20 protein-coding genes are annotated in these 21411 nt (G+C 72.3%); 14 read left to right on the plus strand and 6 right to left on the minus strand.

Annotated features, from left to right (window positions below; translation table 11 throughout):
* Positions 1-4 precede the first annotated feature (4 nt).
* Positions 5-1312, plus strand: coding sequence for an MDR family MFS transporter (locus D2L64_RS16635; protein WP_119577556.1), 1308 nt, complete (start codon positions 5-7; stop codon positions 1310-1312).
* A gap of 78 nt (positions 1313-1390) precedes the next feature.
* Positions 1391-2692: an MFS transporter gene (locus tag D2L64_RS16640; RefSeq protein WP_233558991.1), complete on the plus strand. Its 1302-nt coding sequence runs from the start codon at positions 1391-1393 to the stop codon at positions 2690-2692.
* 389 nt (positions 2693-3081) lie between these two features.
* On the opposite strand, the gene D2L64_RS16645 is transcribed toward D2L64_RS16640, so the two are convergent.
* The 3 genes from D2L64_RS16645 to mshA form a co-directional block, all read right to left on the minus strand.
* The gene (locus D2L64_RS16645) at positions 3082-3951 is read right to left on the minus strand and encodes a hypothetical protein (RefSeq protein WP_233558997.1); all 870 of its coding nucleotides are present in this window, start codon (positions 3949-3951) and stop codon (positions 3082-3084) included.
* 229 nt (positions 3952-4180) lie between these two features.
* On the minus strand, positions 4181-4705 hold the full coding sequence (locus D2L64_RS16650) for a type III secretion system chaperone family protein (protein WP_119577560.1): 525 nt from the start codon (positions 4703-4705) through the stop codon (positions 4181-4183).
* A 61-nt stretch (positions 4706-4766) separates the two neighbouring features.
* Entirely contained in the window at positions 4767-6113 is a 1347-nt protein-coding gene (gene mshA / locus D2L64_RS16655) for a D-inositol-3-phosphate glycosyltransferase (protein ID WP_119577562.1), read from the minus strand.
* Positions 6114-6296: 183 nt separating this feature from the next.
* Between mshA and D2L64_RS16660 the strand changes: the two genes are divergently transcribed.
* Complete coding sequence (locus D2L64_RS16660) at positions 6297-7061, plus strand: SDR family NAD(P)-dependent oxidoreductase (protein ID WP_119577564.1); 765 nt, start codon at positions 6297-6299, stop codon at positions 7059-7061.
* Positions 7062-7069: 8 nt separating this feature from the next.
* The gene (locus D2L64_RS16665) at positions 7070-7852 is read left to right on the plus strand and encodes a class I SAM-dependent methyltransferase (protein ID WP_119577566.1); all 783 of its coding nucleotides are present in this window, start codon (positions 7070-7072) and stop codon (positions 7850-7852) included.
* A 97-nt stretch (positions 7853-7949) separates the two neighbouring features.
* Here the strand turns inward: D2L64_RS16665 and D2L64_RS16670 are convergent, their stop codons facing one another.
* Entirely contained in the window at positions 7950-9032 is a 1083-nt protein-coding gene (locus D2L64_RS16670) for a UDP-N-acetylmuramate dehydrogenase (RefSeq protein ID WP_119577568.1), read from the minus strand.
* Between the two features lie 70 nt (positions 9033-9102).
* On the opposite strand from D2L64_RS16670, the gene D2L64_RS16675 reads away from it, so the two are divergent.
* From D2L64_RS16675 to D2L64_RS16710, 8 genes are all read left to right on the plus strand, one after another.
* Positions 9103-9867, plus strand: a complete 765-nt coding sequence (locus D2L64_RS16675) for a maleylpyruvate isomerase family mycothiol-dependent enzyme (RefSeq protein WP_119577570.1) — start codon at positions 9103-9105, stop codon at positions 9865-9867.
* 267 nt (positions 9868-10134) lie between these two features.
* Positions 10135-11436, plus strand: coding sequence for an ABC transporter substrate-binding protein (locus D2L64_RS16680; protein ID WP_119577572.1), 1302 nt, complete (start codon positions 10135-10137; stop codon positions 11434-11436).
* Between the two features lie 117 nt (positions 11437-11553).
* On the plus strand, positions 11554-12561 hold the full coding sequence (locus tag D2L64_RS16685) for a carbohydrate ABC transporter permease (protein WP_119577574.1): 1008 nt from the start codon (positions 11554-11556) through the stop codon (positions 12559-12561).
* 76 nt (positions 12562-12637) lie between these two features.
* Positions 12638-13471: a carbohydrate ABC transporter permease gene (locus tag D2L64_RS16690; protein ID WP_119577576.1), complete on the plus strand. Its 834-nt coding sequence runs from the start codon at positions 12638-12640 to the stop codon at positions 13469-13471.
* A gap of 25 nt (positions 13472-13496) precedes the next feature.
* Positions 13497-14873 (plus strand): GH1 family beta-glucosidase, encoded by a 1377-nt coding sequence (locus tag D2L64_RS16695; protein ID WP_119577578.1) that lies wholly within the window; start codon positions 13497-13499, stop codon positions 14871-14873.
* Positions 14874-14892: 19 nt separating this feature from the next.
* On the plus strand, positions 14893-15900 hold the full coding sequence (locus D2L64_RS16700) for a LacI family DNA-binding transcriptional regulator (protein ID WP_119577580.1): 1008 nt from the start codon (positions 14893-14895) through the stop codon (positions 15898-15900).
* Between the two features lie 86 nt (positions 15901-15986).
* On the plus strand, positions 15987-16940 hold the full coding sequence (locus D2L64_RS16705; RefSeq protein WP_119577582.1) for an endonuclease domain-containing protein: 954 nt from the start codon (positions 15987-15989) through the stop codon (positions 16938-16940).
* 306 nt (positions 16941-17246) lie between these two features.
* Positions 17247-18167, plus strand: a complete 921-nt coding sequence (locus D2L64_RS16710) for a GNAT family N-acetyltransferase (protein ID WP_119577584.1) — start codon at positions 17247-17249, stop codon at positions 18165-18167.
* 15 nt (positions 18168-18182) lie between these two features.
* Here the strand turns inward: D2L64_RS16710 and D2L64_RS16715 are convergent, their stop codons facing one another.
* Together D2L64_RS16715 and D2L64_RS16720 are read right to left on the minus strand one after the other, a co-directional pair.
* Positions 18183-18698 (minus strand): O-acetyl-ADP-ribose deacetylase, encoded by a 516-nt coding sequence (locus tag D2L64_RS16715; RefSeq protein ID WP_119577586.1) that lies wholly within the window; start codon positions 18696-18698, stop codon positions 18183-18185.
* 1 nt (position 18699) lies between these two features.
* Positions 18700-19491, minus strand: a complete 792-nt coding sequence (locus tag D2L64_RS16720) for an EI24 domain-containing protein (protein ID WP_407663120.1) — start codon at positions 19489-19491, stop codon at positions 18700-18702.
* Positions 19492-19745: 254 nt separating this feature from the next.
* On the opposite strand from D2L64_RS16720, the gene D2L64_RS16725 reads away from it, so the two are divergent.
* Positions 19746-20654: an ABC transporter ATP-binding protein gene (locus D2L64_RS16725; protein WP_119577588.1), complete on the plus strand. Its 909-nt coding sequence runs from the start codon at positions 19746-19748 to the stop codon at positions 20652-20654.
* An 11-nt stretch (positions 20655-20665) separates the two neighbouring features.
* Positions 20666-21400, plus strand: coding sequence for an ABC transporter permease (locus D2L64_RS16730; RefSeq protein WP_119577590.1), 735 nt, complete (start codon positions 20666-20668; stop codon positions 21398-21400).
* Positions 21401-21411: the final 11 nt, after the last annotated feature.

The raw sequence follows: 21411 nt of genomic DNA on the forward strand, positions 1-21411 counted from the left end.
CGAGGTGCGCGCGATGCGGGGTTGGTTCCGGGAGACCACGGGCGGCCTACCCAGAACCTTCTGGTACCTGTGGACCGGCAGCCTGATCAACCGGCTCGGCTCGTTCGTCCTCGTCTTCCTCGCCATCTACCTGACCCAGGAACGGGGCTTCTCCGCCTCCGAGGCGGGCCTGGTGCTCGGCGCCTGGGGCGTCGGCGGCGCGGTGGGCACCACCGCCGGCGGTACGCTGACCGACCGGTGGGGTCGGCGGCCGACCCTGCTCACCTCCCACCTCGGCGCGGCGACCATGATGCTCGCCCTGGGCTTCGCCCGTGACCTGTGGACGATCGCGGCGGGTGCACTGCTGCTGGGCCTGTTCGCCGAGGCGGCCCGACCCGCGTTCGGCGCCATGATGATCGACGTCGTGCCGGAACGGGACCGGCTGCGCGCGTTCTCGCTCAACTACTGGGCGATCAACCTCGGCTTCGCCTGCGCCGCGGTGCTGGCCGGATTCGCCGCCCAGGCCGGCTACCTGCTGCTGTTCGTGGTCAACGCGTCGACCACGGTGGTCACCGCGTTGATCATCTTCGCCAGGGTGAAGGAAACCCGGACCATCACCGTCGACACGCCCCGGGGCGGCAAGCCGACCGGCGCCCTGCGCGCCATCCTGTCCGACCGGGTCTACCTGGGATTCGTGACGCTGAACCTGCTCGGCGCACTGGTCTTCCTCCAGCACATCTCGATGCTGCCGATCGCGATGGCGGACTCCGGCCTGAGCCCCGCCACGTACGGCTCGGTGATCGCCCTCAACGGCGTGCTGATCGTCGCCGGCCAACTCTTCGTGCCCAAACTGATCCGGGGCCGCAGCCGCTCGCACGTGCTCGCCCTGGCCTCGGTGGTGATGGGGATCGGCTTCGGACTGACCGCCTTCGCAGACGTGGCCTGGTTCTTCGGCCTCACCGTGCTGATCTGGACGGTCGGCGAGATGCTCAACTCGCCGTCCAACGCCACCCTCATCGCCGAACTCTCCCCCGCCGAACTGCGCGGCCGGTACCAGGGCGTCTTCTCGCTCTCCTGGCAGTTGGCGGGGGCCGCCGCGCCGATCCTCGGCGGGCTGGTCCGGGAGCAGGCCGGCAACGCGACACTGTGGCTCGGTTGCGCGGTCATCGGCGCGGTGATGGCGGTCGGCCACCTGGTCTCCGGCCCGGCCCGGGAACGACGCGCCCTGACACTGCGTACCGCCGGGGCCACGCCCGTGGTGACGACCCAGTCGACCGCGCCACAGCCGGCCGCGCCGCAGGCCGCCGAGCCGGTGGCGACGACACCCCGGTAGACCCCGGGGGTACGCGGTACCCCGCCCACGCCCTCCGGCAAGATCTGTTAGGTAACCGAACAGATCAGGGAGGTCGGGGTGCGGGCCGCAGACCAGCGCGAACGCGCAGCCACCGGAGCGTTGGGCCGCTGGTTCGCCGACACCGCCGGTGGACTACCCGCCACCTTCTGGTACCTCTGGGCGGGTCTGCTGGTCAATCGGGCCGGGGCGTTCGCGATGCTCTTCCTGTCGCTCTACCTGACCGCCGGGCGGGGCGCCAGCGAGGCGCTGGCCGGTGTGATCGTCGGCGCCTACGGCGCGGGTGGAGCGGCCGGAGTACTGCTCGGCGGGGTACTGGCCGACCGGTGGGGCCGCCGCGCGACCCTGGTGGCGGCGCACCTGGTGACCGCCGCGCTGATGGTCGTACTGGCGCTGAGCCAGCACCTCGGCGTGATCGCGGCGCTCGCGCTGCTGGTCGGGGTCACCCACTCGATGCCGAGCCCGGCCTTCGTCGCGGCGATCGTCGACGTGGTGCCCGAGCACCGCCGGTCCCGCGCGTTCAACCTGCAGTTCTGGGCGTTCAACCTGGGCATGGCGGCGGCCTCGCTACTGGCCGGGCTGCTGGCCGAGGCGAGCTACCTGGCGCTGTTCCTGGTGGACGCGGTCGCCACGCTGGCCACCGCCGTACTCATCGCATGGAAGGTGCCCGAGACCCTGGCCCGCCGGTCACCAACGGCCGCGCCACCGCCGGCTGCCGGCGTACGTCGGCCCGGGCTGCACACCGCGCTGACCGACCGCAACTTCCTGGTCTTCGTCGGCTTGACCTTCGTGTTGGCCGTCCTCACCATGCAGACCTCCACGATCATGCCGCTGGCGATGCGTGCCGACGGGCTGGGGCCCTCGGCGTACGGCGGGGTGGTGGCCCTCGGCGGGGTGCTGATCGTACTGGGGCAGCTCTTCGTCCCCCGGCTCATCGACCGGCACCGTAAGGCGCACGTGCTCGCCGTCTCCACCGCGCTGCTCGCGGTCGGTTTCGGCGCGTTGGCCCTCGCCGACGATCTGACGTTCTACCTGGGCGCCTGCGTGGTCTGGACGATCGGCTCCATGCTGGCCGCGCCGCCGAACGCGCAGATCAACGCGGACCTGGCGGCACCGGCCCTGCGGGCCCGTTACCAGTCGGTCTTCTACCTGGCCTTCCCGGCGGCGTCGTTCGTGGCGCCCACGCTCGGTGGGTTCAGCCTGCAGCGCTGGGGCGACGGGCACTGGCTGATCGTCGGCGTCCTGGGGTTGCTGGCCGCCGGTGGCCACCTGCTCGCCGGGCCGGCCCGGGAGCGGCGGGTGGCCGCGCTGCGCGCCGCCGCGGCGAACCCGGCCGAGCCGACGCTCACCACGTCACGTTGAGCGTGGACCCGCCGCGACGCGATGTGCCCGGCACCATCCGGTGCCGGGCACATCGCGTCGTACGACCGGCGGCGGCGGGCGAAGCTCACCCCCGTAAGCGACGCCCGCTCACGCCGCCGGTCCAAACAGGTGGGCCACCGTCCCCCAACGGTGTCGATCCACCCGTCCCCCGACACCTCGCCCGGTTGCACAGATCTGATCGATCCGCCGCTCCCCCGAACGGTTCCGAGCGTGGCGCGGTGTAATAAAGCTAGTTCGGCTGGTGGTGCCGATTCAACCTGGCTGGCTGTCTCGCCCGTCACAGCGCCGGTGTCCGGTCCCGGAACGGCGCATATCGGGCCTCGCCCCTGGCCAACAGCGGGTACCCGCCGAGGATTCCCACAAACCTCTCAGCCGTCTTCCCGATCGGGTGACTCGGTGCGGAAGAAGTTGCTCTGCCGGCCGTCACGCAGCTGCTCCTGGTAGATCAGGTTCAGCCGCCGCAGGTCGAAGGTGTGGAACCACTCCTCCCAGGTGATCTCGCGGATCCGGCTGCTCTCCCGGTAGCCGGGGATGTTGAACGTCAGCATGCCGGCCCGGCCCTCCCGCTCGGTACCGCTGATCGTCGCCGGCTTCGCGCCACGTGCCCGGGCCCACCGCCGGATCACGTCATGATCGGTGGTCACCAGGCTCCGCCCGGGGCGCTCCGGCCGATCCTGCACCGAAGAGATCACCTGCGAGGACCGGGACGACCGGGCCGTCGACCGGCCGGTCCGCACCGCGCCGCTGCGGGGTGCGGCCTTCGCGGCGCCCCGAGCCGGAGCCGCCTTCGCGGCCGCCCGGGCCGGCGCGGCCTTCCCCGCCCCGCGGGCTGGCGCGGCCTTCGCCGCCCCGCGCGCCGGAACCGCCTTCGCCGCCCCGCGCGCCGGAACCGCCTTGGTGCCGCCCGAGGCGGCCTTGCGGGCCGCGGTGGTCCTCGCGGTCGACGTCGCCCTGCGCGCGGTGCCCGTGGTCTTGCGCGCGGTGGTGGTGGTGGCCTTACGTGCGGTCCGCTTGGCCGGTGCGGCCTTCGCGCGGCCCGGAGCGGTCCGCGCCGACGTCGCCTTCGTGCCGGCGGCCTTCGTGCCGGCGGCCCGGCCGGCGGGTCCGCTGCTCCGACGCGCCGCCCCACCGGAACGCAGCGTCCGGACCAGCGTCTTCACCAGTTCCGGCTTGCGTAGTGCGGAGATGCCGGAGACGCCGTGCCGGCGCAGTTGGCCCCGGATGTCGTCCACCCGCATCCGGGAGATCTCCGACTCGGAGATCCGCGGACTGTTCGGGGTCTGGTTGCCGGCCTGCCGCTTGGTGCTGGTCGCGGTCCCGCCGCGACCCGAGCTGTTTCGCTGAGCCATGGACGCTCACGCTCCTCGCCACTGGAGTCTCGGCGCGCGGCGGGTCCCAACGCCGCACCGCGCGGGGCGGCTTACCCAGCAGGAACGCTCTGAACCACGGTTCGGCGAACCCGTTGCCTCAGGGCTCGCCCGCACCACCGGCGGCCGGGCCGGAGGGTTCGAAGAGGTGCGCGAAGGCCGCGAGGTTCGCGGTGGATTCACCCCGCTTGACCCGCCACTCCCACTCCCGCCGGATCGAGCTGCCGAAACCGATCTCCAGCATCGTGTCGAACGACTCGTCGGCGTAGCTCAACACCGCGCCGAGCAGCCGGTCCAACTCGTCGGCGTCGACACCGGCGGGGTTGACCCGACCCGTCAGGTAGACGTCACCGACGGCGTCGATGGAGAACGAGACGCCGTACATCCGGGCGTTGCGCTGCAACAGCCAGGCCCACAGCTCCTCGCGGCGCTCGTCCGGTTGGCGCATCACGAACGCCTCGATCCGCAGCGCGTGCTCACCGACGATCAGGTTGCAGATCGTCTTGAGCTTGTGCGTACCGGGCAGGGTCACCGCGTACGACCCCGGGCCGGTGGACTCGCAGACCAGTTCCCGCTCCGCACAGACCGACTCGATCAGCGCACCCAGCTCACTCACCGGGCCCACTCTACGGCCGGCGGCACCAGCACCGCTCGGGCACGCGACGGCCGTGCCCCGCCCCGCGCCCTCAGCGGAAGGCGGCGAGTTCGGAGGTGAGTCGGGCCCGGTGCGCGGTCATCGCCTCACCGTAGACGGCGAGTAGGCGGTCGGCCGTACGGTGCCAGGAGAAGTTACGGGCATGCTGGGCGGCGCCGACCGACAGTTCGGCCCGGCGGGCCCGGTCGGGCAGCAGACGGGCCAGCGCGCCCGCCCAGTCGCCCGGGTCGTGGCCGCGTACCAGCACCCCGCTGACCTGATCGCGCACCGCGGTCACCAGACCACCGACGGCGGCGGCCACCACCGGCGTACCGCAGGCCTGGGCCTCCAGGGCCACCAGGCCGAAGGACTCGTTGTACGACGGCACCGCCACCAGGTCCGCCGCCTGGTACAGCAGGGGCAGTTCGGCACCGGTGCGCGGCGGCAGGAAGTGCACCCGGTCGGTGACACCGAGCGAGGCGGCCAGCTCGATCAGGGCGGTGGGCCGGTCCAGCCCGCTCCCGCTGGGGCCACCGCAGATCACCACGGCCACCTCCCGGGCCAACGCCGGATCCCGTCGGCGCAGCGCGGCGATCGCGCGGATCAGCACGTCCGGGGCCTTCAACGGCTGGATCCGCCCGACGAAGGCGACCAGCTGGCCGGTGGTGGGCAGGCCCAGCCGGACGCGGGCCGCGGCGACCGCGGCCTCCCGGTCACCGGTCAGCGGACGGAAGCGGTCCAGGTCCACGCCGGGCTCGACCACGGCGACCCGGCTCGGGTCGGCGGCGTACCGTCCGATCAGGTCGCGCGCCTCGACCCGGGTGTTCGCGACCAGCCGGTCGGCCTCGGCGACCACCTGTTCCTCGCCGATCACCCGGGCCTTGGGCTCCGGCCGGTCCCCGGCGGCCAGTTGCGCGTTCTTCACCTTGGCCAGGGTGTGCGCGGAGTGCACCAGCGGCACCCCCCAGCGCTCCTTGGCCAGCCAGCCGACCTGCCCGGAGAGCCAGTAGTGGGAGTGGATGAGGTCGTAGTGGCCGGGCGGGCGGGCCGCCTCGGCGCGCAACACCCCGGCGGTGAAGGCGCAGAGCTGGCCGGGCAGTTCCTCCTTGGTCAGCCCTTCCAGCGGCCCGGCCATCACGTGCCGGACGTGCACCCCGGGAACCACCTCGACCACCGGGGGCAGGTCACCCGAGGTGGCCCGGGTGAAGATCTCCACCTCGACGTTCGCCTCGGCCAACCGCCGGGCGACCTCCAGGATGTAGACGTTCATGCCACCGGCGTCCCCGGTGCCGGGCTGGTGCAGGGGTGAGGTGTGCACCGACAGCGTCGCTATCCGCCGGGGCCGGGGCCACGGCAGCGCACCTCGCTGACGACCGACACCGGTGTGCAATTCCGCCACGTCCGCTCCCTTTGCCACGGTTGATGCCGTCCTGCACGACCGGCGTGCCTCTGCGTCAACCTCCGCGCCGGATGTCATCTTCCCGATCGGCGTGCGGAAATACGTCGGCCAGGCCCGCCAGCGTGACCGACCTCATCGTGGCGGCGGCTCCGGTGCCGCCCGGGCAGGGGCGAGAATGGCCGGATGAGTCGTGTCGCCATCGTCACCGGAGCGTCCAGCGGGATCGGCGCCGCCACCGCCCGCCGGCTTGCCGGCGAGGGCTTCCACGTGCTCGCCGCGGCCCGGCGTACCGACCGGTTGGCCGGGCTGGTGGACCAGATCACCGCCGACGGCGGTACGGCCACGGCGGTGGCCTGCGACGTCACCTCCGACGAGTCGGTGGCGGCGCTCGCCCAGGCCGCCCGGCAGGCACCCGGGCCGGTGACCCTGCTGGTCAACAACGCCGGTGGGGCACGCGGGCTGGATCCGGTGGAGACCGGCTCGGTCGAGGACTGGCAGTGGATGTACGACGTCAACGTGCTCGGCACCCTGCGGGTCACCCAGGCGCTGCTGCCCGAGTTGGCGGCCTCCGGAGCCGGCACCATCGTCGTCGTCTCGTCGACCGCGGGTTTCACGGTCTACGAGGGCGGTGGCGGCTACACGGCCGCCAAGCACGCGCAGACCGCCGTCGCCGGCACGCTGCGGTTGGAGCTGTGCGGCCGTCCGGTCCGGGTGATCGAGATCGACCCGGGCATGGTGAAGACCGACGAGTTCGCCCTGGTGCGCTTCGGCGGCGACGCCGGCCGGGCGGAGGCGGTGTACGCCGGGGTCGCCGAGCCGTTGCTCGCCGACGATGTCGCCGACTGCATCGCCTGGTGCGCCACCCGCCCGCAACACGTCAACGTGGACCGGCTCGTGGTCCGCCCACTGGCTCAGGCCGCCCAGCACAAGGTGCACCGGGCGAGCTGAGCCGGGCGATGGCGCCGCGACCGCTCGGGGTGATCACCCGGGGCACCACCAATCCCAACCGGCTCCGCCGGGTGGACAACTGGATCGTCGAGACCTGCGGCGAGGTGCTGCGGGCCGCGCCGGACCCGCTGGTGGTCGACCTCGGCTACGGCGCGACCCCGGTCACCGCGGTGGAACTGCGGGCCCGGCTCGCGGCGGGGGTCCGCGCCGACATACGGGTGGTCGGATTGGAGATCGACCCGGTCCGCGTCGCCGCCGCCCAGCCGGCCGCCGACCCGCCCGGGTTGGCCTTCGCCCGGGGCGGGTTCGAACTGGCCGGGCTCCGGCCGGCCCTGGTCCGCGCGTTCAACGTGCTCCGCCAGTACGACGAGAGCGAGGTCGCCGACGCCTGGGCCACCGTCACCGCGCGGCTGGCGCCGGGTGGCCTGCTGGTCGAGGGCACCTGCGACGAGCTGGGCCGGCTCGCCGGTTGGGTACTGGTGGATGCCGACGGCCCGCGTACCCTGACCCTGGCCGCCCGGCTCTCCACCATGGACAGTCCGGCCCAGCTGGCGGAGCGGCTACCCAAGGCGCTCATCCACCGCAACGTCCCCGGCGAAGTCGTCCACGACCTGATCCGGGCGCTGGACGACGCCTGGCGGGCCGCCGCCGGCTATGCCCCCTTCGGGCCCCGGCAACGCTGGCTGCACACCGTCGCGGCGGTACGCGCCCAGGGCTGGCCCGTCCTGCACCGCCCCCGCCGCTGGCGGCTGGGCGAAGTCACCCTGCCCTGGCCCGCCGTCGCCCCCTGATCCGGAGGGCAGGAAGGGCCGAGCAGGTGCCGCGGGGTGCGGGACTGTCAGAGGGTGAGTCAGACCGGCCGGGGGACCCGCTCCCACCTGATCACTGTCAGAGGGCGCAGTTGACCAGGACGGGTTCGGGGTGCAGGGTGACGGCGAAGCGGGCCTGCACGCCGTCCCGGATCTCGCGGGCGAGGGTGAGCAGCGCCTCGGCGCTCGCCGCGCCGGTGGGATTGGTCAGCGCCAGGGTGTGCTTGCTGGAGATGGCGACGCCCTGGGGGCCGGGGTAGCCCTTGCCGAAGCCGGCCTTGTCGATCAACCAGGCGGCACTCACCTTGACCTGGTCCCCCGCGCCCGGCCAGGCCGGCGGCTCCCCGATGTCGACGGCCCGCTGCCGCAGCACCTCGTACGCGGCCCCGTCGAGCACCGGGTTGGTGAAGAACGAGCCGACCGAGCGGGTGTCCGGGTCGGCCGGGTCGAGCACCATGCCCTTGCCGGCGCGCAGCCCCAGCACGGTGCTCCGGGCCTGGGTCAGCGGCACCCGGTCACCGACCTCGACGCCGAGCGCCCGGGCGAGTTCCGCGTACCGCACCGGGCCGGAGAGCGGCGAGCGGGCCAGCCGGAAGTCGACCGAGAGCACCACCCAACGCTCGCTGTACTTGAAGATGCTGCCCCGGTAGGCGAAGCCGCAGTCCACGGCGGCCAGGTGACCGGTGGTCGCGGTGCTGCGGTCGTACGCCCGCACGCCGACGATGGTCTCGGCGACCTCCTGGCCGTACGCGCCGACGTTCTGGATCGGGGTGGCCCCGGTCGAGCCGGGGATGCCGGAGAGGCACTCCAACCCGGACCATCCCCGCTGCACGGTGGCGGCCACCAGGTCGTCCCACGGTTCGCCGGCCTCGACGCGGATCGTCACGGTCTGCTCGTCCTCGGCGAGCACCCGCAGCCCCCGGGAGCGGACCAGGACCACGGTGCCCGGGAAACCACCGTCGCCGATCACCACGTTGCTGCCGCCGGCGAGCAGCAGAACCGGCTCCGGCGCCTCGCGCACCCGGGAGACGATCTCCTCGGCGGTGGTCGCGGTGACGATCTTCCCGGCCGGGCCACCCAGGCGTAATGTGGTGTATTGCGCCAGATCGTCCTTGGTGGCGGGTTCGGTGGCCGCTGTCGGCTGGGCGTAGACGTCAGACACGCCTTTCACCCTAGGCTGGAGGGCAGCCGCGGCACCCACTGGTGGCCGGGTCACCCCCGGGAGGATGGCGATGAGCAGAATGCACGGCACCAAGGACTTCTGGATCGGCGCGCTCCGGGCGGAGGGCCCGGCATTCGCCGCCGCGGTGGCCGAGGCCCCGCCCGAGACACCCGTGCTGTCCTGCCCCGGCTGGACGGTGGCCGACCTGGCCCTGCACCTGGCCGGGATCTACCAGTGGGTGGGCTCCGTCGCCGGGACGGGCGCGAGCACCGCGCCCGAGCAGCCCCGGGCACAGCGGCCCGAGCCCACGCCGGGGCGCACTGCCGCGCAGCAGTGGCAGCGGGCGTACGACGAGCTGATGGCGCTCTTCGAGGGGCTGGACCCGGAGGCGTCGGCCTGGAACTGGGCCCCGCAGCCGAAGAAGGCGGGCTTCTGGCCCCGCCGGATGGCCCACGAGACGGCGGTGCACCGCTGGGACGCCCAGCTCGCCATCGCCGCCGGTGAACCGATCGAGGCCAAGCTCGCGGCCGACGGGGTGAGCGAGGTACTCGACACCTGGCTGCCGGCCGGCCGGCGGAAGGCGGGCGGCCCGTGGCGCGGGGTGGTCCGGCTCAGCGCGACCGATGCCGCACAGGACTGGTACCTGCGGCTGCGCGGGGAGGGGGTGGCCCTGCTGGACACCGGCACCATCCTCGACCACGACGACCATCACGCCCGGGTGCACGTCAGCGGCACGGCCAGCGACCTGCTGCTGGCACTCTGGGGCCGGGTCAGCTTCGAGACCCTGACCGTCTCCGGTGACGCCACGCTGCTCGACGGGGTACGCACCGGCTGAGCGCCGGGGCGCGCTGATCAACACCCACCCCGCCGGAACGGCGGTTACCGAGCGACTCGGTAACCGCCGTTTCGCCGTAGCGGCGCCCGGACCCGGCGCCCGGACCCGGCACCGGCAGGCGAGCGCCGGCGGGTGGGCCGTGGCCGATCTGTGACCTGAGCCGAGAGAGCGCTCTCTTGACATCGGTCCGGAGCGGACCGCAGGCTACGTGAGAGCGCTCTCAGACCCATCCCACCACCACCCCACCTGAGAGGGGTTCGCCAGATCATGGCCACTTTCCCGCGCCACCGCCTCGCCGCGGTCGCCCTGGCCGCCGCGGGCGCGTTGCTCGTCAGCGGCTGCGGCAGCGACACCGGAGCCGAGGACGGCAAGATAACGCTCACCGTCGACGTCTTCGGACAGTTCGGCTACGAGCAGCTCTACCAGGAGTACATGGACGCCAACCCCGGCGTGAAGATCGTCGAACGGGGTACCGGCGGCAATCTCGACGAGTACTCGCCACGGCTGACCCAGTGGCTCGCCGCGGGCAAGGGCGCCGGTGACGTCGTCGCCATCGAAGAGGGCCTGATGGTCGAGTACAAGGCCAACCCGGACAACTTCGTGAACCTGCTCGACCACGGCGCCGCCGAGCTCAAGGGCAACTTCCTGGAGTGGAAGTGGAACCAGGGGCTGACCGCCGACGGCCAGAAGCTGATCGGGCTCGGCACCGACGTCGGCGGCATGGCGATCTGCTACCGCAGCGACCTGTTCGCCAAGGCCGGGCTGCCCACCGACCGCGAGGAGGTCTCCAAGCTCTGGCCGACCTGGGATGACTACATCACGGTCGGTGAGCGGTTCAAGGCGGCGAACACCGGGGCCTCGTTCCTGGACGCGGCCACCAACACGTTCAACACCATCGTGTTGCAGACCGCCGGCAACGCGCAGGGCTACCACTACTACGACACCAGCGAGAACCTCGTGGTGGACAGCAACCCGGCGGTCAAGCAGGCCTGGGACACCACCATGAAGATCATCAACGCCGGCCTCTCCGGCAAGTACGGCTCCTGGTCGGAGGAGTGGGTCTCGGCCTTCAAGCAGGCCAAGTTCGCCACCATCGCCTGCCCGGCCTGGATGACCGGGGTGATCGAGGGCTACGCCGGGCCGGAGGCCAAGGGCAAGTGGGACATCGCCCGGGTGCCCGGCGACGGCGGCAACTGGGGCGGCTCGCACCTGGCCGTACCGGCGCAGAGCAAGCACCAGGAGGAGGCGATCAAGCTGGCCAAGTTCCTGACCAGCCCGCAGGGCCAGATCGGCGCCTTCAAGACCAAGGGCCCGCTGCCGTCTTCGCCGCAGGCGCTGGAGGATCCGGCGATCGCCGAGGCCAGCAACGCGTACTTCTCGGACGCCCCGGTCGGGAAGATCTTCGGCGAGGGCGCGAAGACCCTGAAGCCGGTCTACATGGGCCCGAAGAACCAGGCGGTCCGCACCGAGGTCGAGAATGCCGTACGCACCGTCGAGCTGGGCCAGCGCAACCCGGACCAGGGCTGGCAGGACGCCGTGAACAACGCCAAGAAGGCCGCCGCCAAGTAACCGGCCCGACGGCCTCCATCCCCGCCGCCGATCCAGACACCGCCGTCCGCGCAGCACGACTGCGCGGAGCGGCCTGGATCGGCGCGGGGCGGGGGCGTGGAAAGGAGTCAACGGGTCATGGCGTTGCAGCTCGACGCGCGACCGCCGGTCACGCCGACACCGGGCCGGTCCCGCCCGTCCCGGGTCGGCCGGCTCAGCCGGATCGACGCGAAGTACTCGCCCTACCTCTACATCGCCCCGTTCTTCGTCATCTTCGCGATCTTTGGGGCCTGGCCGCTGGCGTACACCTTCTGGGTCTCACTGCACGACTGGGACCTGCTCGGCAGCGATCCCGACTTCATCGGCGCGGCCAACTACACCCAGCTGCTGGCCGACAGCGACTTCTGGCACTCGGTGGTCAACACCCTCGGCATCTTCGTGCTCAGTACGGTGCCGCAGCTGCTCCTGGCGCTCTGGCTGGCGAACCTGCTGAACCGGCAGCTGCGGATGCGGACCGGCTGGCGGATGGCGGTGCTGGTGCCGAACGTCACCTCCACCGCCGCCGTGGCGATCGTGTTCGGGGTGCTGTTCGGCCGAGAGTTCGGCATGATCAACTGGCTGCTCGACCTGGTCGGTATGGACGGGATCGAGTGGAAGGCCAACCGCTTCGCCTCCTGGGTGGCCATCTCGACGATGGTCGACTGGCGGTGGACCGGCTACAACGCCCTGATCTTCCTGGCCGCCATGCAGGCCATCCCGCGCGACCTGTACGAGGCGGCGGCCATCGACGGCGCGAACCGGGCCCGGCAGTTCTGGTCGGTCACCGTGCCGCTGCTCAAGCCGACGATCATCTTCTGCGTCATCATCTCCACCATCGGCGGGCTGCAACTGTTCACCGAGCCCCGGCTGTTCCACTCCGGCACCAACCCGATCCGGGGCGGACCGCTGCGCGAGTCACAGACGATGACCATGTACATGTTCGAGAACGCCTTCGCGCCCTACTACAACTTCGGCTACGGCTCGGCGGTGGCCTGGCTGCTCTTCGCCCTGATCGCCATCGTCGCGGCGATCAACGTACTGATCATCCGCCGGCTCGGCGCCAGCGCCCGGCCACCAGAGGCCAGGCGGAAGGGAGGCTCCCGATGAGCGAGCGTGGCGAGCGAATCATCCGGCTCAGTGCGGTGGTGCCTCGGCGCGGCGCCGAGCGAAGCGAGGTGGCGCGATGAGCAAGCTGTGGCGGGCCAGCCCGCTGACGTACGGCGCGCTGATCGTCGCCGGAGCGCTGTCGCTCTTCCCGATCTACTGGATGTTCGTGGTGGCCAGCCGGTCCAGCGACGTGATGGGGCAACTGCCGCCGCCGATGACGCCCGGCGGCAACCTCGGCGCCAACATCGCCCGACTCTTCGCCAACACCGACGCGTACTTCCTGACCGGCCTGATCAACTCGGCGATCGTGGCGGTCACGGTCACCGTCTCGGTGGTGTTCTTCTCCTCGCTGGCCGGCTTCGCCTTCGCCAAGCTGCGTTTCCGGGGCAGCAACGCGCTGCTGATGCTCATCATCGCCACGATGATGATCCCCACCCAGCTCGGCATCATCCCGCTGTACATGCTGATGACGAAGCTGAACCTCAACGACCGGCTGCCGGCGGTGATCATGCCCGCGCTGGTCACCGGCTTCGGCGTGTTCATGATGCGGCAGTACGCCCGCCAGGCGGTGAGCACCGAGCTGATCGAGGCGGCCCGGATGGACGGCTGCGGCACCGCGCGGATCTACTGGAACGTGGTGCTACCCGCGCTGCGGCCGGCCGCCGGGGTACTCGGCCTGCTCACCTTCATGACCACGTGGAACGACTTCCTGTGGCCGTACGCGGTCCTCAACGACCCGGAGAATCCCACCGTGCAGCTCTCCCTGCGGGCCCTGTCCGACGGCTACTACCAGGACATGTCCCAGGTGTTCACCGGTACGGCCATCGCCACGCTGCCGCTGTTGCTGGTGTTCGTACTGTTCGGACGGCAGATCATCGGCGGAATCATGGAAGGTGCGGTCAAGTCATGAGCGAGCGAATCATCGGGGTGCCGGCATGAGCGAGCGTTTACGGTTTCCGGAGAACTTCCTCTGGGGGGCCGCTACGGCCGCTTACCAGATCGAGGGGGCGGCCCGCGACGACGGACGCGGCGAGTCGATCTGGGACAACTTCAGCCGCACCCCGGGCAAGGTGCACGCCGGGCACACCGGCGACGTCGCCTGCGACCACTACCACCGCTACGCCGAGGACGTGGCGATGATGGCGGAGCTGGGGCTGCAGGCGTACCGCTTCTCGGTGTCCTGGCCCCGCATCCAGCCCGACGGCAGCGGCCCGGTCAACCCGCGTGGCCTGGACTTCTACGACCGGTTGACGGACGCGCTGCTGGGCCGTGGGATCGACCCGATCGTCACCCTGTACCACTGGGACCTGCCGCAGACGTTGCAGGACCGGGGCGGTTGGACCGCCCGGGAGACCGCCGAACACTTCGCCACCTACGCCGCCGCGGTGTACGCCCGTCTCGGTGACCGGGTCGGCACCTGGACCACGCTCAACGAGCCGTGGTGCTCGGCGTACCTGGGTTACGGCAACGGGGTGCACGCCCCGGGGGTGCAGGATCCGGGCGCCGCCTTCAGTGCCGTACACCATCTGCTGCTCGCGCACGGCCTGGCCACGCAGGCGCTACGGGCCGGCGGAGCCGGGCGGGTCGGCATCACCCTCAACCCCGCCGACGTACGCCCCGCCGACACGGACAGCGCGGCGGACGCCGCCGCGGTACGCCTGGTCGACGGCCTGCACAACCGGATCTTCCTGGATCCGCTGCTGGTCGGCGGCTACCCCGACGACGTCCGCGAGCACGTCGCCCGGCTGGTCGAGCCGGCGTTCGTGCAGGACGGCGACGAGAAGATCATCGCGGCGCCGATCGACCTGCTCGGGATCAACTACTACGCGCCGACCTACGTCGCCGGGCGACCGGACGGCGCCGGTGGCGGCGGCGCGTACCCGGGCACGGCGGGAGCGGTGGAGTTCCTGCCACCGGTGGGTCCGCTGACCGACATGGGTTGGATGATCGAACCGGCCGGGCTGACCCGGTTGCTGGAGCGGATCGCCAACGACTACCCGCCGGTGCCGTTGTTGATCACCGAGAACGGGGCGGCGTTCCCGGACAAGGGCACCCCGGACGCGACCAGCCCGACCCAGGACGACGACCGGATCGCCTACCTCGACGGTCACCTGCGTGCGGCACACGAGGCCATCGCCCGGGGCGTCGACCTGCGCGGCTATCTCGTATGGTCATTGCTGGACAACTTCGAGTGGGCCGAGGGGTACCGGAAGCGATTCGGAATCGTGCACGTCGACTACCTCACCCAGCGGCGTACACCGAAGTCCAGCGCCCGGTGGTACCAGGAGGTGATCTCCCGGAACGGGCTGTGACGAGGTGGTGGTAGTGCCGATGACGGGGGCGCAACGGCCCACACTGGAAGCGGTGGCGCGACGGGCCGGGGTGTCCCGGGCCACCGTCTCCCGGGTGGTGAACGGTTCGACCACGGTCGCCGAGCCGATCCGGGCGGCGGTCCGCGAGGCGGTGGCCGAGCTGGGGTACGTGCCGAACCTGGCCGCGCGCACCCTGGTCACCCAACGGACCGACTCGATCGCCCTGGTGATGCCGGAGGAGGCCACCCGGGTCTTCTCCGACGACCAGGTCTTCCCCGGCATCATCCGGGGCGCCGCACAGGAACTGGAGGCCGCCGACAAGCAGCTGGTGCTGATGCTGGCCGGCTCGCCGGCCGGGCACGAGCGGGTCGAGCGGTACACCACCGGCCGCCACGTCGACGGGGTGCTCTTCGCCTCGCTGCACGGCGCCGACCCGCTGCCCGCCAAGCTGGCCGCGTTGGGCATCCCGGTGGTGTGCAGCGGCCGACCGCTCGACGGCGCGGACGTGCCGTACGTCGACGTCGACCAGGTCGGCGGGGTCACCCGGGCGGTCCGGCACCTGATCGACGGCGGGCGCCGCCGGATCGCCACCATCGCCGGACCACAGGACATGGTCGCCGGGATCGAGCGGTTGGCCGGCTACCGGGAGACGGTGGCCGCCGCCGGGCTGCCGGAGTTGGTGGCGATCGGCGACTTCACCCGGGAGTCCGGCGCGGCGGCGATGCGTGAACTGCTCGCCGCCCATCCCGACCTGGACGCCGTCTTCGCCGCGTCGGACCTGATGGCGCACGCCGCCCTGCGTACGCTCCGCGAGGCGGGACGGCGGGTGCCGGCGGACGTCGCGGTGATCGGCTTCGACGACATCGAGACCGCCGCGTACACCGACCCGCCGCTGACCACCGTGCGGCAGCCGATAGTCGAGCTGGGCCGGCAGGGCACCCGCCTGCTGCTGCGGCTGGCCGCCGGGGAGGACGTCGAGCCAGCGCTGATCCTGCCCACCGAGCTGATCATCCGCGAGTCCGCCTGAGGGTGCCTGTCCAGCACCCGAGGGTGGGTGGATCTGTTGTCGTTGGGACGACAACAGATCCACCCACCGCACGGTTCAATCGATTCATGCGGATGCCCCGAGATGACGCCGACCCGTCGCAGTGGTTGCTGTTCGAGCAGGCGGCGATCGTCACCTGGGCGCAGGCCACCGCCGAACTGAGCCCGTCGCGGGTACGCCACCTGCTGGCCACCGCGCGATGGAGCCGGGTGTGCCGGGGCATCCTCCGGGCCGAACCGCCCGGCGGGCCGTACTCCCGGACACAGGCATGGTGGGTGGCGGTGCTCGCGGCCGGGGAGGGCGCGCTCCTCGCCGGGCTGGCGGCGGCGACAGCGGGCGGGCTGCGCGGCACCTATCGTTACGACACCGTCGACGTGCTGATCCCGCACGATCGGCAGCGCGCCGACCTGCTGCGCCGGCTACCACTCGGCCTGCCCGCGGTCCGGGTACGCCGGGCTCGGCACCTGCCCGACACCGACCGCCAGCGGGGCCGCCCCGACCGTACGTCGATGGCACGATCCCTGGTGGACGCGGCGCAGTGGGTGCGTACCGACGACGAGGCGCAACTGATCCTCGCGGCCGGCTGCCAACAGCGGCGGACGACCCCGGCGGAGATCGGGGCGGTGTTGGACAGGATGCCCCAGGCCCGCCGGGGCGCCCTGATCCGGGAGACGCTGCACGACATCGCGGGCGGCGCGGAGGCGCTCTCCGAGATCGACCTGGTCCGGTTGTGCCGTCGCCACGGGCTGCCGCCGCCGCAGGGACAACATCGGCGGCGGGACACCGACGGGCGGGTGCGTTACCTGGATGCCTACTGGCCGCGCTGGCGGCTGCATGTGGAGGTCGACGGCGGGCACCACATGGAAGCCCGGCACTGGGCCGCTGACCTGCACCGACAGAACAAGATCTGGATCGAGGGCGACCGCATCCTCCGCTTCACCGCGTTCGACGTCCGACACCGCCCGGCCGAGGTGGCAACCCAGCTCCGCGCGGCCCTGAAGGCCGCCGGCTGGCAGGGCTGAGCTGGGGTACGCGCACGCCGCCCCCGGGGCGGCCAGGGATCCGGCTCGTCTCTGATGCCCGGCCCGCCGCCTCTCAGCGGTCGCCGTGCGACCGCCATCGCCCGCCTCACCCGGGCCCGTGCCTCTTTCCCCGCCACCACGCCCCAGCGACGCGCCACCGGAGGCCCGCTTCCCTGCGGGCCGCCGATTTGGCAAGGCCGCCGGGTGAGGTGGGGAGAGTTGTTGTCGCTGGGACGACAACAACTCTCCCCACCTTCCGCGATAACCAGAGGCGGAGCCGGCGGTGGACCGGCTAGCCTCCGCCGGATGCCTGAACCACAGTTCCTCCTGCGCCAGGCCCGCCCCGACGATGCCCCGGCGGTGGTGGCGCTGCGGCGACTCGTCTTCCCGTTCCTGCTGCGGGGCGTCGCGTCCACCCGGCAGTTGATCGCCACACCGCCGCCGGGTCTGCACTGGACCGGCTTCGTCGCCGAGGTCGACGGGCAGATCGTGGGCTGGGTGTGCGCGTCCCGCAACGAGCACACCGCCGAGGCGGTCGGCGAGGTGTCGCTGCTGCACGTACATCCCGACCAGCGGCGACGCGGGATCGGCGGCGCGCTGCTGGCCGAGGCGCTGACGCACCTCGCCCCGCTCGACCTGACCCGGCTGCACGGGCGTGCGCTGCCCGAGGCGCTGCCGTTCGCCCGTCGGCACGGCTTCGCCCCGAGCCGCCGGGAGCACTACTCGGCCCTGGACCTGCGCACGCTGCCACCGCTGCCGACGCCTCCCGACGGTGTGCGGCTGGTCCCGCTGGCGGGCGTCGACCCGCGCCACGTGCACCGGGTGGACGTACTGGCCAGTGCCGACGAGCCGGGCGACGTCGTGTCCGGCGCGATCGGCTACGCCGACTGGCTCGCCACCACCTGGGACAACGTCGGCCTGGACCGGGCCGCCAGCACCGGCGCCGAGGTCGACGGTGAGCTGGTCGCGATCAGCCTGGTGAAGCGGGACGGTACGCGGATGTGGTCCGACTACACCGGCACCGTGCCGCAGCACCGGGGACGCGGGCTGGCCCGGCTGGTCAAGCTGGCTGCGCTGCATCGCGCGGCGGAGGACGGCGTCACCACCGCGTACACCGGGAACGATGCGGCGAACGCGCCGATGCTGGCGGTCAACACCCGGCTCGGCTACCGACAGGTCGCGACCCAGTGGTCCTGCGTCCGAGAGTTGCGCACAGCAGCCCGCTGACGCCCGCCCGGGGCGTCAGCCGGTGGCGTGGACGCGCTCGGCGGTGGCGTACGTGTCGGCGCCGAACAGCACCAGCCGAGCCTCGGTGACGGTCGCCGGGGTGGCGGCGCGCAGCACGGCCAGCGCCTGCCGGACGGCATCGTCGACCGGCCAGCCGTAGATCCCGGCGGAGATCAGCGGGAAGGCGACGGTGGCGGCACCCAGTTCGTCGGCGACGGCCAGGCTGTTGGCGTAGCAGTCGCGCAGCAGCGGTGCACGGTCCTCGGTGGCCGACCAGACCGGGCCGACGGTGTGCACCACCCAGCGGGCCGGCAGGTCACCGGCGGTAGTCGCCACCGCCTGCCCGGTCGGCAGACCCCGGCCGTACCGGGACGCCCGCAGCGCCCGGCATTCGGCGAGGATGGCCGGGCCGCCCCGGCGGTGGATCGCGCCGTCGACTCCCCCGCCGCCCAGCAGCGACGAGTTCGCGGCGTTCACCACCACGTCCACCCGCGCCGCGGTGATGTCCCCCTCGACCAGGGTGATGTCCATGTCACGCCGCCGTGATGGGTTGGCCGAGGGAGCGGCGGGCCAGCAGCGCGGCACCGGCCACCGCCGCCGGCATCAGCAGGACGGCACCGAGCGGGATCAGGAAGCAGACGAAGACGGCCACGCCGAAGCCGAGCGCGGTGGGCCGATCGGCCTTCAACACGGCCCGGCGGTCCCGCAATCCCTTGCCCCGACGGTAGAACGGCGCGCCGACCAGCTCCACGGCGAGCAGCCAGCCGCCGACGGCCGCACCGATCACCGGCACGACGGTCTGCCCGACGATCGGGATGAAGCCGGCCGCGAAGAGCGGAATGCCGACCAGCACCGCCAGGGCCACCAGGCGGACCGAGTCGACGACGCTGCGGCGTAGCGAGGGCCAGAACGGCACCTCGACCGCGTCGGGCGCGCCGCCGTACCGCTGCTCCACCCGCTCGGAGATCTTCTCGTAGAAGGGGTCGCCGACGACCAGGGTGACGGCCGTGAAGGTGAGCACGGTGAGCAGGCCGCCGAGGCCGAGGAAGGCCAGCGCGGCGATCACCCGGACCGCGCCGCGGGTGGTCGCCGGCCAGTCGTCGGCGAAGGGTGTCACCGCGGCGGCCAGGTCACCGACGAAGAAGACCAGGGTGGCGTACGCGGCGAGAAAGATCCCGCCGGAGATCAGCGCCGGCACCACGCCGAGCAGCATCAGGCCGGGATTGCGTACGTACAGACCGATGCCGCGCAGCAGCAACGCGGCACCACCGGCGAACCGCCGTGCGGCACTCGTGGCGGTGCCGGGGATCCCGGAAACGTTCACACCGCCGAGCCTAGTGCGGCGCCCGCGACCGTCGGCGACCGTGGCGCGGTGCGGTGCGGTGCGGTGCGGTGTCCCGATACGGCCGGAACCCGGTGCGGCCGGAACCGGTGCGGCCCGGGCCGGATCAACCGGTTGACGGATCCCTGGGGTCAACCGCAGCCGATGAAGATCACCAACAGCCGGTCGATTCGCCGTCGGCCCGGCGCCGCGACGCTGGCGGGGTACCCGAGAACGCGACGGCGAAAGGCGACGGCATGCCGGTCATCGAGGTGACCAACCTGCACAAGCGGTACGGCCGGACGGTGGCGGTGGACGACGTGTCGTTCGACGTCGCGGCCGGCGAGATCTTCGGGGTGCTCGGCCCGAACGGCGCCGGCAAGACCACCACGGTGGAGATCGTCGCCGGGCTGCGCGTCCCCGACGGGGGCGAGGTGTCGGTCCTCGGGCTGGACCCTCGCCGGGACGCCGCCCGCCTCCGCCAGTCGGTCGGGGTGCAACTTCAGGAGAGCCAGTTGCCGGACCGGCTCCGGGTCGCCGAGGCGCTGGAGTTGTACGCGTCGTTCTACCGCGATCCGGCCGACCCGGCCCAGCTGATCGAGGAGCTGGGGCTCGGCGAGAAGCGGAAGACCCCGTACGACAAGCTCTCCGGCGGCCAGAAGCAGCGGCTCTCCATCGCGCTGGCGCTGGTCGGCAATCCGAGGATCGCCATCCTGGACGAGTTGACCACCGGGCTGGACCCGCAGGCCCGCCGGGACACCTGGGGGTTGGTCGAGCGGGTCCGGGAGCGCGGGGTGACCATCCTGCTGGTCACCCACTTCATGGAGGAGGCCGAGCGGCTCTGCGACCGGCTCGCCGTGATCGACAGGGGGCGGGTGGTGGCCCTGGACAGTCCGGCCGGGCTGGTCGCGGCCGTGGCGCCGGAGCAGCGGATCCGGTTCCGGCCGTCGGCACCGTTGGACGATCGGCTGCTCGGCGACCTGCCGCAGGTGACCGGGGTGAGTCGCAGCGGCACCCAGGTCGTGGTGACCGGCACCGGGGACGTGCTGCACGCGGTCACCTCGGTCCTCGCCCGCAACCAGATCATCGCCGCCGACCTACGACTGGAGCAGGGCACGCTCGACGACGCGTTCGTCGAGCTGACCGGGCACCGGCTGGCCGACTGAGGAGAACCACCATGTACGCCTTCGGCCAGATCCTCAAGACTGAGGCGAAGCTCTACCTGCGCGACCGCTCGACACTGGTGCTCACCGTGGCCCTGCCCACCCTGATCCTGGTGGTGCTCGGGTCGATCCCGGCACTGCGCGAACCGAGCCCGGACTTCGGCGGCCGGTCCTTCGTCGCCTACTTCACCCCGTCCCTGTTGGTCGTCACGCTGGCGATGATCGGCGTGAACGCGCTACCCACCGTGCTGGCCACCTACCGGGAACGCGGCATCCTGCGCCGGCTGGCCACCACCCCGGCCAGCCCGCTGGCCCTGCTGGTCGCGCAACTTGTCCTGGCCCTGGCCGGCATCCTGGCCAGCGCGGTGCTGCTCGCCGTGGTGGCTCGGGTGGCGTTCGGCGTACCGCTGCCGCAACACCCGCTCGGGTTCGGCGCGGCCCTGCTCCTCGGCACGGTGGCGCTGCTCGCGGTGGGACTGCTGGTGGCGGCGGTCGCCCCGACGGCCAAGGCCGCCCAGTCGCTGGCCATCCCGGTGTTCATGGTGGTCATGTTCTTCGGTGGGGCGTACCTGCCGAGGTTCCTGCTGCCCGACTTCCTGGCCACCGTCGGCGGGTACACGCCGCCGGGGGTGCAGGCCCTGCTGGACGCCTGGACCGGCACCGCACCGCAGCCGCTACACCTGGGGATAATGGCGGTGGTCGCGGTGACCGCCGGGGCCGGTGCGGCGAAACTGTTCCGCTGGGAGTAGGCGGGGATCCG

It is taken from the genome of Micromonospora radicis (assembly GCF_003583405.1).
Lineage (GTDB): Bacteria > Actinomycetota > Actinomycetes > Mycobacteriales > Micromonosporaceae > Micromonospora > Micromonospora radicis.